This window comes from Rheinheimera sp. B2H12 (assembly GCF_059620065.1).
Genome location: NZ_CM184363.1, coordinates 2,367,515 through 2,381,346 on the forward strand (window position 1 = coordinate 2,367,515; position 13,832 = coordinate 2,381,346).

Consider the following 13,832-nt stretch of genomic DNA (forward strand, 5'->3'; position numbering starts at 1 on the left):
GTTCTTCCTAGAGTGAAAAATAAAAATTAAGGGATTGTGATGAGCATTGAGTTATTGAGACAGGCGAAGGCGCAGGGTATATTTATTTCCGTTCAGGATGGCAAGTTAATTGTAAAAGCTGTGGAAGGCGGGATTACTCCCGAATTGAGGCAGGACATTAAAACTCACAAAGAGCAGTTAATTGAAACACTGACCAGGCTTTCACAAACTAACATGAAAAAGAGTCTGGCTGCTATTACAAGGATCGGCAGAGATCAGGAACTGTTCCCAGTTTCATTTAGCCAGCAACGTTTGTGGTTTATTGACCAGCTCAATGGTGGAAGCCCGGAGTACAACATGCCTGTTGTGTTTAATGTGACAGGTAATTTTGATGTTTCCGCAGCAGAACAAGCGTTTTCAAGGATTATCAGACGACATGAAATCTTGCGTACCAGGTATCATAATGTTGACGGTGTCGTCTGGCAGCAGGTTGATAATACCTCTGTTTTCGCAATAACCAGACATGATTTGAGTTGCATTGCTGAAGATCGCCAGTCGAGGCTGAATGCGCTGATTCAGGCGGATATAGCTAAACCGTTTGATTTAAATCTTGACTTAATGGTACGGGTCAGTTTTTTTGTCTTGAGTGATTCCGGTGAACACAATCAGCAAGCCGTGTTGCTATTCAATATGCATCATATCGCATCCGATGGCTGGTCGATGGATATTTTGGTCCGTGAGTTTGTCACTCAGTATAAAGCCATTGTTGATGGGCAGGCTGATTCGCTACCGCCATTAGATGTGCAATATCTTGATTATGCTTACTGGCAACGCCAATCAATGACGGAGCAAGTACTGGCGCAACAATTAGCATACTGGCTGAAGCAACTGGAAGATGTATCGCCAGTGCACAGTCTTATGCTCGATAAAGCCCGACCTGAGGTGAAGCAATTCGCAGGGCGCCGGGTGCTGGCTCAATTGGGTGCTGATGTCGCTGAGCGGCTGAATACGCTAGCCAGTGAGCATCAACTGACCCCTTTTATGCTGATGCATGCTGCGCTGGCATTGGTACTGGCCAGGCATGGTAATAATCCGGATGTCGTCGTCGGAACGCCGGTCGCTAACAGGCTGCAGGCAGAACTGGAGCCGTTGATTGGTTTTTTTGTCAACACCCTGCCACTGAGACTGAACACAGCTCATGCTGACCTTGCAGCATATTTTGTTCATGTAAGACAAGTACACCTTGATGCTCAGACTCACCAGGATATTCCTTTCGAACAGTTGGTAGAGCAACTGCATTTACCGAGGACAACAGCGCATTCGCCTTTATTCCAGATTATGCTGACAACACAGATGCAAAATCGCACTGATGATGCCCAGGAACTTGAAGTTAATGGCGTGCAGTTCACTCCGGTAGTGGATGATGAGACAGTGGCAAAGTTTGACCTTAACGTCAACATTGTACTGGAAAACAACGGTGTTTCGGTTGACTGGACTTATGACACCAGCCTATTTACCCATTCGCATATTAGTCGGTTGAGTGAGCATCTGTTGCAGTTGCTCACCGAGTTAGCCGCGCTTGAGTCCAGGGAGTCTGTGGCTTTATCCACCTTGTCAATTCTTACCGCCTCCGATAAAAAATACCTGCTTGATAATCTGAATCAGGTCGACATCAGCGCCGCAAAGCAGCAGTTACTGGACCGCATATTTGGTACCGGGGATGATAAAAAAACACGCAATCTTTTTACGTTACTCTCGGAACAGGCAAAACGAACACCGGATGCCATTGCCATTGTCGATGCGGCGAATCAGCTCAGTTATTGCCAACTGACAGAGCGGGCGCAGGGGATTGCCTGGAAATTATCGGAGGCTGGCGTGTTGCCAGGCCAAAGAGTTGCTATTGTTACAGAAAGAACCTCGGCGTCATTAACCGGGCTGTTGGGTATTTTAGCGGCAGGAGCCAGTTACGTACCTCTTGATCCACAACATCCGGCTGAACGTCTGGCTTATATTGTCAATGATGCCGACATCAAAGCACTAGTTGCTCCTTCAGCTTTGTCTGTAGTGGCAACTGCGATTGCATTGCAGCGTCCGGTAATTATTGTGGAAGATGTCAGCGCTTCGCCGACAGCGCTTGATGTTTGTGCTGACGAGGATGACGAAGCCTATGTCATTTATACATCGGGTTCTACAGGAACCCCGAAAGGGGTGATGCTTAGTCACAAAAATGTACTGAATCTGGTCAAAGGATTTATTGTCGGGCATGACTTTGTTGATCAGCGGGTCCTGATGATCCCACCACTGGTGTTTGATGCTTCAGTTGGCGATATCTTTCCGGTGTTGGCTGTAGGTTCAACGCTGATCCTGCATCATGCACCTGCAGAGCTCGATGCTGAAGCGCTCCAGCAGTTTTGCGGGGAATATCAGGTGTCTGCTATTGATGCGCCGGCAGCTATGTGGCGTCGGTGGGTTGAAGACTTTGGCAATCAGTATGAAACCGTTCTCCCGCATTTATCTTTGATGATGATAGGCGGCGAATCTGTGCCGCTGGAGGTGGTAAAACGTTTTTCCAGACAAACCTTGCAACAGGTGACTTTATCTAATCACTATGGCCCTACAGAAACATCTGTTTGTGCCGCAATGCTCAGCACTCAGGATGGTGAGGAATTCAGTGCGGCCGAACTGCCTGTCGGCAGACCCCTGCCTGGTGTCAGGCTCTATGTATTAACTCCTGAGTGCCAGTTGTTGCCTGCCGGAGTCATCGGCGAGTTGTACATTGGTGGTGCCGGAGTGGCTTCAGGTTATCTGGGAGCGACGGAATTAACAGCAAAGCATTTTATCCGGGATCCCTTTGTCGCAGAATCTGATGCCAGAATGTATCGTACTGGTGATTTAGTACGCTGGAATGATGACAAAACACTACAGTTTGTTGGCCGGATCGATCATCAGGTTAAAATCCGTGGTTTCCGTATTGATCTGGGTGAGATAGAGCAGCAGTTATCGCGCTGTGAAGGCGTATCAGGCCAGTTGGTTATCGCCCGGCCGGATGCATCGGGTGACAAAAGACTGGTGGCCTATCTCAGTCTGACCGAAAGTAGTCTGCTGGCTGAAGGCTCAACAGCGGAGGTAGTGAAAGCGGTCAGAACCAGTCTGCAGCAGCAGTTGCCGGACTATATGATACCGTCCGCTTTTGTGGTCTTAGAAGCGTGGCCGCTGACCAGTAACGGCAAAATAGATAAAAAAGCGTTACCGGCAGCGGATGTGAGTCAGATGCATGCGGAGTACGAAGCGCCAAAGACAACAACAGAGTTACAGTTGGCGGAGATTTGGCAACAGCTGCTGGGTGTAGCGCAGGTGGGGAGGCATGATAATTTCTTTGCGCTGGGCGGGCATTCGTTGTTGGCAACCCGGTTGGCCAGTCAAATCCGGCAGCAACTGGAGGTTGTGGTGTCCCTACGTGACCTGTTCAGTCACAGCGAACTGATGGCGCAGGCCAGACTGATTGAGCAGGCGGGTGAAGGCGATTCCATTCCGGCGATAGTGGCAGTCAAGCATGAAGGCCCATTGCCGCTGTCGTTTGCCCAGCAGCGGTTGTGGTTGCTGGACCAGATAGAGGGAGGCAGTCCTCATTACCATATGCCGGTGGTGCTGGAGCTGAGAGGTGAGTTGGATGTGGCAGTGGCGCAGCAAGCGTTGCAGCAGATAGTAGAGCGGCACGAAGTGCTGCGCACGACCTTTGATAAAGATGCGGAGGGTGAGCCGTATCAGGTGGTGCATGCGGATGTGCAGATAGAACTGAGAGTGGAGAATGTGCAGGCGCAGGAAGGAGCCGCTCAGGTGTCGGCGGTGCGAGCTCGGGTAGCATCAGTGCTGGGACAGCCGTTTGATTTAAGTCGTGATTTGATGCTGCGTGTGCTGCTGATAAAAGTTGCGGCGCAGGAGTATGTACTGGTTGCGAATATGCATCACATTGCCTCGGACGGTTGGTCGATGGGAGTGCTGGTGAAAGAGTTTAGTGAGCTGTACCGTGCAGGCGTGGCGGGTGTAGAGCCGGAGCTGGCAGAGTTAACGGTGCAGTATGGCGATTATGCGCTGTGGCAGCGGGATTATTTGCAGGGCGAGGTGCTGGAGAGACAGTTGAGTTACTGGCGTGAGCAACTGGCGGGGTTGCCGGTGCTGCATAGTTTACCGCAGGATAAGGCGAGGCCGAAGCAACAGAGTTTTGCCGGAGGCACAGTAGAGAGTCAACTGGATGTAAAGCAGGCGCAGAAGCTGAAGCAGTTGTGCCAAAAAGAAGGAGCGACCTTGTTTATGGGGTTGCATGCGGTCTTTAGCGCGTTGTTGTCAAGGTACAGCAATGAGACAGATATCGTAGTGGGCAGTCCGGTGGCGAACCGCGAGCAAGCGGAAGTGGCGGGACTGATAGGATTTTTTGTCAATACCCTGGTGCTCAGAAGCGATGTGTCGGCACAAGCGGGGTTGGTGGACTTGATACGGCAGAGCCGTGAGACCTGTCTTGGGGCTTATGCCCATCAGCAGGTGCCGTTTGAGAAGTTGGTGGAAGTGCTGCAGGTGGAGCGCAGTCTGAGTCACAGTCCGCTGTTTCAGGTGATGCTGGTGTTGCAGAACAACGAGCAGAGTGAACTGGTGTTACCGGGGCTGACGCTGAAGCCGGTGGCGGATGAAGGCGCAAGTGCGAAGTACGATTTAACACTAAGAGCGGTTGAGGTGGACGGTGAGCTGATGCTGAGCTGGAACTACAACAGCGACCTGTTTGAGGTGTCGACTATAGCGCGGATGGCAGGTCACTTTAACCGGCTGGTGAGCGAAGCCTTACAGGCACCAACACAGTCGGTGCATAAACTGGCGCTGCTGGATGCTGAGGAAGTGGCGCAGTTAGACAGCTGGAATGAGACGGCGGTGGATTACCCGGACGCCTTATGTATTCATCAGTTGTTTGAAGCGCAGGTAGCGAAGACGCCGGATGCAGTGGCGCTGGTGTGTGGGGATGCACAACTGAGCTATAGCGAACTGAACAGACAGGCGAATCAACTGGCGCATTATCTGCGTAGTGAATACGGGGTGACAGCAGAGACACTGGTTGGTATTTGTCAGCAGCGCAGTATAGCGCTGGTGGTGTCGGTGTTGGGGGTGCTGAAGGCGGGTGGTGCTTATGTGCCACTGGACCCTTCGTATCCGGCGGAGCGACTGGGGTACATCTGTACGGATGCTGGGTTGGGTGTGGTGTTGTGTGATGATGATGGTGTTGCGGCGCTAAGCGCAGTGGCCACGGTATTGCTGGATGTGAACAGACTGGAAATTCAAACACAGGCAGAGGATAACCCGCAACTGCTGGGTAGCAGTCGTGATGGGGCCTATGTGATTTACACCTCAGGTTCAACTGGTCAGCCGAAGGGGGTGGTGGTAGAACATAGGGGGGTGCTGAATTACCTGACGGACATCAAGGCAAGATACTTCAGTGAACTGTCGGATGCAGTGGTCAGTACGCCATTATCATTTGATGCCACTGTCACCAGCTTATATGGGCCTTGGTTGGTGGGGGGATACTGTCTGCTTCAGGCAGGTCATGAGCTGGAGGAGTTGGCTGCGCTCCTGATGAAGGCAGAGCATGCGATGGTGTGGAAACTGACGCCAGCGCATCTGGATGGTCTGATGGGGTGCCTGTCGGTGCCATCGGCTCAGGCGCATCACTTTGTTGTGGGCGGAGAGCAGTTGCATACAGCAACGGCATTGCGGTGGCTGGAGCAGTATTTTCCGCAGGCACAGCTATTTAATGAATATGGCCCAACCGAAACGGTAGTGGGTTGTACAGTGCGTAGTGACTCACTGTTAAGTTTGGCCCTTAAACAGGCCGCGGTCCCTATTGGATATGCGATTAGTAATACTCAGCTGTATGTGCTAAACGGGCAATTGCAGCGGGCGCCATTGGGCGTTTCTGGAGAGTTGTATATAGGCGGTGCGGGCGTAGCGCGAGGGTATCTGAACCGGTCGGAATTAACAGCAGAGCGGTTTATTGCCAGTCCATTTGTGGCGGGAGAGCGGTTATACCGGACCGGAGATGTGGTGCGATATCGGGCAGATGGTGAGCTGGACTACCTGGGTCGCAATGACTTTCAGCTAAAAATCCGAGGTTACCGGATAGAAGCGGGAGAGATAGAAGCTGCGCTGCAAAGTTGTGGTGCAGAGGTGGCACTGGTGACGGCACACCGTGACAGTCAGGGTCATCAGATATTGGTGGGGTATTATCAGGGGTCAGAGTTAGATGCGGTGCAATTGCGAGAGCAACTGAGCAAAGCATTACCAGGCCATTTGGTACCGACGTTGTTGATAGCGGTAGATAAGTTTGTGTTAAGCGCGAATGGCAAGATAGACCGCAAAGCGTTACCGGCAGCGGATGTGAGTCAGATGCATGCGGAGTACGAAGCGCCAAAGACAACAACAGAGTTACAGTTGGCGGAGATTTGGCAACAGCTGCTGGGTGTAGCGCAGGTGGGGAGGCATGATAATTTCTTTGCGCTGGGCGGGCATTCGTTGTTGGCAACCCGGTTGGCCAGTCAAATCCGGCAGCAACTGGAGGTTGTGGTGTCCCTACGTGACCTGTTCAGTCACAGCGAACTGATGGCGCAGGCCAGACTGATTGAGCAGGCGGGTGAAGGCGATTCCATTCCGGCGATAGTGGCAGTCAAGCATGAAGGCCCATTGCCGCTGTCGTTTGCCCAGCAGCGGTTGTGGTTGCTGGACCAGATAGAGGGAGGCAGTCCTCATTACCATATGCCGGTGGTGCTGGAGCTGAGAGGTGAGTTGGATGTGGCAGTGGCGCAGCAAGCGTTGCAGCAGATAGTAGAGCGGCACGAAGTGCTGCGCACGACCTTTGATAAAGATGCGGAGGGTGAGCCGTATCAGGTGGTGCATGCGGATGTGCAGATAGAACTGAGAGTGGAGAATGTGCAGGCGCAGGAAGGAGCCGCTCAGGTGTCGGCGGTGCGAGCTCGGGTAGCATCAGTGCTGGGACAGCCGTTTGATTTAAGTCGTGATTTGATGCTGCGTGTGCTGCTGATAAAAGTTGCGGCGCAGGAGTATGTACTGGTTGCGAATATGCATCACATTGCCTCGGACGGTTGGTCGATGGGAGTGCTGGTGAAAGAGTTTAGTGAGCTGTACCGTGCAGGCGTGGCGGGTGTAGAGCCGGAGCTGGCAGAGTTAACGGTGCAGTATGGCGATTATGCGCTGTGGCAGCGGGATTATTTGCAGGGCGAGGTGCTGGAGAGACAGTTGAGTTACTGGCGTGAGCAACTGGCGGGGTTGCCGGTGCTGCATAGTTTACCGCAGGATAAGGCGAGGCCGAAGCAACAGAGTTTTGCCGGAGGCACAGTAGAGAGTCAACTGGATGTAAAGCAGGCGCAGAAGCTGAAGCAGTTGTGCCAAAAAGAAGGAGCGACCTTGTTTATGGGGTTGCATGCGGTCTTTAGCGCGTTGTTGTCAAGGTACAGCAATGAGACAGATATCGTAGTGGGCAGTCCGGTGGCGAACCGCGAGCAAGCGGAAGTGGCGGGACTGATAGGATTTTTTGTCAATACCCTGGTGCTCAGAAGCGATGTGTCGGCACAAGCGGGGTTGGTGGACTTGATACGGCAGAGCCGTGAGACCTGTCTTGGGGCTTATGCCCATCAGCAGGTGCCGTTTGAGAAGTTGGTGGAAGTGCTGCAGGTGGAGCGCAGTCTGAGTCACAGTCCGCTGTTTCAGGTGATGCTGGTGTTGCAGAACAACGAGCAGAGTGAACTGGTGTTACCGGGGCTGACGCTGAAGCCGGTGGCGGATGAAGGCGCAAGTGCGAAGTACGATTTAACACTAAGAGCGGTTGAGGTGGACGGTGAGCTGATGCTGAGCTGGAACTACAACAGCGACCTGTTTGAGGTGTCGACTATAGCGCGGATGGCAGGTCACTTTAACCGGCTGGTGAGCGAAGCCTTACAGGCACCAACACAGTCGGTGCATAAACTGGCGCTGCTGGATGCTGAGGAAGTGGCGCAGTTAGACAGCTGGAATGAGACGGCGGTGGATTACCCGGACGCCTTATGTATTCATCAGTTGTTTGAAGCGCAGGTAGCGAAGACGCCGGATGCAGTGGCGCTGGTGTGTGGGGATGCACAACTGAGCTATAGCGAACTGAACAGACAGGCGAATCAACTGGCGCATTATCTGCGTAGTGAATACGGGGTGACAGCAGAGACACTGGTTGGTATTTGTCAGCAGCGCAGTATAGCGCTGGTGGTGTCGGTGTTGGGGGTGCTGAAGGCGGGTGGTGCTTATGTGCCACTGGACCCTTCGTATCCGGCGGAGCGACTGGGGTACATCTGTACGGATGCTGGGTTGGGTGTGGTGTTGTGTGATGATGATGGTGTTGCGGCGCTAAGCGCAGTGGCCACGGTATTGCTGGATGTGAACAGACTGGAAATTCAAACACAGGCAGAGGATAACCCGCAACTGCTGGGTAGCAGTCGTGATGGGGCCTATGTGATTTACACCTCAGGTTCAACTGGTCAGCCGAAGGGGGTGGTGGTAGAACATAGGGGAGCAGTGAATCTGACACTGGCACTTCGTAAAGATCTGATAGACGTTACTCAAGTTCAACGATGGGGTTGGTCACTTTCGTTTGCGTTTGATGGCGCAGTCAAAGGGCTCCTGGCATTGATGGGTGGCTGCACTCTGTGCGTGGTGCCGGAAGAAGCGCAGCGCTCTCCGGAGTTACTATTGGCCAGTCTGCGACAGATGAAAGTCGAATTATCAGATGGCGCGCCAGCAATGGCACAAGAAGTGTTTGGTATAGGTGATGCTGCAGGAGAATTTCACTGGGCACTGGGCGGTGATGCCATTTCACCGACGCTGTGGCGGCGGATAGGCAGTTTGATGGCTAGGTGTGGACGACGGGCATTTAACCTGTATGGGCCGACTGAATGTACGGTAAACAGCAGTTGGGGCGAGATTTTCGAAGGACAGCAGCCGACGATAGGGCGTGCGATAGCGAATGTGCAGTTGTATGTGCTAAACGGGCAATTGCAGCGGGCGCCATTGGGCGTTTCTGGAGAGTTGTATATAGGCGGTGCGGGCGTAGCGCGAGGGTATCTGAACCGGTCGGAATTAACAGCAGAGCGGTTTATTGCCAGTCCATTTGTGGCGGGAGAGCGGTTATACCGGACCGGAGATGTGGTGCGATATCGGGCAGATGGTGAGCTGGACTACCTGGGTCGCAATGACTTTCAGCTAAAAATCCGAGGTTACCGGATAGAAGCGGGAGAGATAGAAGCTGCGCTGCAAAGTTGTGGTGCAGAGGTGGCACTGGTGACGGCACACCGTGACAGTCAGGGTCATCAGATATTGGTGGGGTATTATCAGGGGTCAGAGTTAGATGCGGTGCAATTGCGAGAGCAACTGAGCAAAGCATTACCAGGCCATTTGGTACCGACGTTGTTGATAGCGGTAGATAAGTTTGTGTTAAGCGCGAATGGCAAGATAGACCGCAAAGCGTTACCGGCAGCGGATGTGAGTCAGATGCATGCGGAGTACGAAGCGCCAAAGACAACAACAGAGCTACAGTTGGCGGAGATTTGGCAACAGCTGCTGGGTGTAGCGCAGGTGGGGAGGCATGATAATTTCTTTGCGCTGGGCGGGCATTCGTTGTTGGCAACCCGGTTGGCCAGTCAAATCCGGCAGCAACTGGAGGTTGTGGTGTCCCTACGTGACCTGTTCAGTCACAGCGAACTGATGGCGCAGGCCAGACTGATTGAGCAGGCGGGTGAAGGCGATTCCATTCCGGCGATAGTGGCAGTCAAGCATGAAGGCCCATTGCCGCTGTCGTTTGCCCAGCAGCGGTTGTGGTTGCTGGACCAGATAGAGGGAGGCAGTCCTCATTACCATATGCCGGTGGTGCTGGAGCTGAGAGGTGAGTTGGATGTGGCAGTGGCGCAGCAAGCGTTGCAGCAGATAGTAGAGCGGCACGAAGTGCTGCGCACGACCTTTGATAAAGATGCGGAGGGTGAGCCGTATCAGGTGGTGCATGCGGATGTGCAGATAGAACTGAGAGTGGAGAATGTGCAGGCGCAGGAAGGAGCCGCTCAGGTGTCGGCGGTGCGAGCTCGGGTAGCATCAGTGCTGGGACAGCCGTTTGATTTAAGTCGTGATTTGATGCTGCGTGTGCTGCTGATAAAAGTTGCGGCGCAGGAGTATGTACTGGTTGCGAATATGCATCACATTGCCTCGGACGGTTGGTCGATGGGAGTGCTGGTGAAAGAGTTTAGTGAGCTGTACCGTGCAGGCGTGGCGGGTGTAGAGCCGGAGCTGGCAGAGTTAACGGTGCAGTATGGCGATTATGCGCTGTGGCAGCGGGATTATTTGCAGGGCGAGGTGCTGGAGAGACAGTTGAGTTACTGGCGTGAGCAACTGGCGGGGTTGCCGGTGCTGCATAGTTTACCGCAGGATAAGGCGAGGCCGAAGCAACAGAGTTTTGCCGGAGGCACAGTAGAGAGTCAACTGGATGTAAAGCAGGCGCAGAAGCTGAAGCAGTTGTGCCAAAAAGAAGGAGCGACCTTGTTTATGGGGTTGCATGCGGTCTTTAGCGCGTTGTTGTCAAGGTACAGCAATGAGACAGATATCGTAGTGGGCAGTCCGGTGGCGAACCGCGAGCAAGCGGAAGTGGCGGGACTGATAGGATTTTTTGTCAATACCCTGGTGCTCAGAAGCGATGTGTCGGCACAAGCGGGGTTGGTGGACTTGATACGGCAGAGCCGTGAGACCTGTCTTGGGGCTTATGCCCATCAGCAGGTGCCGTTTGAGAAGTTGGTGGAAGTGCTGCAGGTGGAGCGCAGTCTGAGTCACAGTCCGCTGTTTCAGGTGATGCTGGTGTTGCAGAACAACGAGCAGAGTGAACTGGTGTTACCGGGGCTGACGCTGAAGCCGGTGGCGGATGAAGGCGCAAGTGCGAAGTACGATTTAACACTAAGAGCGGTTGAGGTGGACGGTGAGCTGATGCTGAGCTGGAACTACAACAGCGACCTGTTTGAGGTGTCGACTATAGCGCGGATGGCAGGTCACTTTAACCGGCTGGTGAGCGAAGCCTTACAGGCACCAACACAGTCGGTGCATAAACTGGCGCTGCTGGATGCTGAGGAAGTGGCGCAGTTAGACAGCTGGAATGAGACGGCGGTGGATTACCCGGACGCCTTATGTATTCATCAGTTGTTTGAAGCGCAGGTAGCGAAGACGCCGGATGCAGTGGCGCTGGTGTGTGGGGATGCACAACTGAGCTATAGCGAACTGAACAGACAGGCGAATCAACTGGCGCATTATCTGCGTAGTGAATACGGGGTGACAGCAGAGACACTGGTTGGTATTTGTCAGCAGCGCAGTATAGCGCTGGTGGTGTCGGTGTTGGGGGTGCTGAAGGCGGGTGGTGCTTATGTGCCACTGGACCCTTCGTATCCGGCGGAGCGACTGGGGTACATCTGTACGGATGCTGGGTTGGGTGTGGTGTTGTGTGATGATGATGGTGTTGCGGCGCTAAGCGCAGTGGCCACGGTATTGCTGGATGTGAACAGACTGGAAATTCAAACACAGGCAGAGGATAACCCGCAACTGCTGGGTAGCAGTCGTGATGGGGCCTATGTGATTTACACCTCAGGTTCAACTGGTCAGCCGAAGGGGGTGGTGGTAGAACATAGGGGGGTGCTGAATTACCTGACGGACATCAAGGCAAGATACTTCAGTGAACTGTCGGATGCAGTGGTCAGTACGCCATTATCATTTGATGCCACTGTCACCAGCTTATATGGGCCTTGGTTGGTGGGGGGATACTGTCTGCTTCAGGCAGGTCATGAGCTGGAGGAGTTGGCTGCGCTCCTGATGAAGGCAGAGCATGCGATGGTGTGGAAACTGACGCCAGCGCATCTGGATGGTCTGATGGGGTGCCTGTCGGTGCCATCGGCTCAGGCGCATCACTTTGTTGTGGGCGGAGAGCAGTTGCATACAGCAACGGCATTGCGGTGGCTGGAGCAGTATTTTCCGCAGGCACAGCTATTTAATGAATATGGCCCAACCGAAACGGTAGTGGGTTGTACAGTGCGTAGTGACTCACTGTTAAGTTTGGCCCTTAAACAGGCCGCGGTCCCTATTGGATATGCGATTAGTAATACTCAGCTGTATGTGCTAAACGGGCAATTGCAGCGGGCGCCATTGGGCGTTTCTGGAGAGTTGTATATAGGCGGTGCGGGCGTAGCGCGAGGGTATCTGAACCGGTCGGAATTAACAGCAGAGCGGTTTATTGCCAGTCCATTTGTGGCGGGAGAGCGGTTATACCGGACCGGAGATGTGGTGCGATATCGGGCAGATGGTGAGCTGGACTACCTGGGTCGCAATGACTTTCAGCTAAAAATCCGAGGTTACCGGATAGAAGCGGGAGAGATAGAAGCTGCGCTGCAAAGTTGTGGTGCAGAGGTGGCACTGGTGACGGCACACCGTGACAGTCAGGGTCATCAGATATTGGTGGGGTATTATCAGGGGTCAGAGTTAGATGCGGTGCAATTGCGAGAGCAACTGAGCAAAGCATTACCAGGCCATTTGGTACCGACGTTGTTGATAGCGGTAGATAAGTTTGTGTTAAGCGCGAATGGCAAGATAGACCGCAAAGCGTTACCGGCAGCGGATGTGAGTCAGATGCATGCGGAGTACGAAGCGCCAAAGACAACAACAGAGTTACAGTTGGCGGAGATTTGGCAACAGCTGCTGGGTGTAGCGCAGGTGGGGAGGCATGATAATTTCTTTGCGCTGGGCGGGCATTCGTTGTTGGTGGTAAAAATGCTCAGTCGCAGCCAGCCTTGGTCAAAACGACGCCTGGTGGTGCAGGATCTGTTTGCGAATCAGACGCTTGCTGAGTTGGCGCTGTTGTGTGATTCAGTTGCAGTTGAGACCGAAACCAAGACGCATCTTCATGTAGTACCGCTGCGTATCGTGCCCGCATCAACCAGAACCTTAATTTGTATCCACCCTGTAGGTGGAGGTTACTGGAGTTATCGCACTTTGCTGCAATGCCTGAATTTTCCGGGGGATGTCTATGGTATTCAGTCCAGCGGACATGCCTCCATTGAGGAGATGGCTGCCTGTTATGTTGCCGAAATAAAACAACAAAATTTAACAACCACCATCTCGTTATTAGGTTGGTCAATGGGCGGGCTTGTCGCATATGACATGGCTCAAAGATTAGAAAACACCAGCCACGTAATCATGGTTGATTCACATTCATCCCGTTTAACTAAGTCAGTTACTTTGCAAGAACGAAATCTTTTGTTGTTGCAGACAATAGCATCAGAGTTGTTCATAGACTATAGCCAGGCCCTGACCAGTACAGTGCGACTACAAGAGATGCCTGTGGCTACATTGCTAGAAATGTTGTTGTCATTAGCAAAACAGCAGCAACGTTTGCCGCAAGAATATTCATTGGAAGATTTTCAAAATCAATTCAATATTTTGGATTCAAACTATAGTGCGCTTGATAAATATCAGCCAACGCCTGGTGAAACCAAAATTGACCTAATAAAAGTTAGTCAGAATCAATCTAATAGAGACGATCTGGGATGGTCAAATTATTCTATAAATACCGTAGCTCATGAAGTTCAGGGGGGGCATTTTAGCGTCATGGAACAACCTTATGTTCAAGGTCTGGCTGCTTTGATTGATGATATTTTAAATAGGTAGTAATAATTTTATTTCTGTATTCAATGAATTTAACAATTTTAATTTGTGAGGGTGGATAAAGTGAGTGTAAAAGATAACCTTCAAGGTTT

1 protein-coding gene is annotated in these 13,832 nt (G+C 52.5%); it reads left to right on the forward strand.

Translation table 11 applies throughout. The annotated features are described in order from the left end of the window. Window positions 1-39 precede the first annotated feature (39 nt). Window positions 40-13,743, forward strand: coding sequence for an amino acid adenylation domain-containing protein (locus AC53GJ_RS10250; protein ID WP_496732579.1), 13,704 nt, complete (start codon window positions 40-42; stop codon window positions 13,741-13,743). Window positions 13,744-13,832 lie beyond the last annotated feature (89 nt).

Excerpts from the sequence above, each read along its gene's own strand:
- AC53GJ_RS10250 (WP_496732579.1), top strand. The coding sequence starts at position 40 with ATGAGCATTGAGTTATTGAGACAGGCGAAGGCGCAGGGTATATTTATT.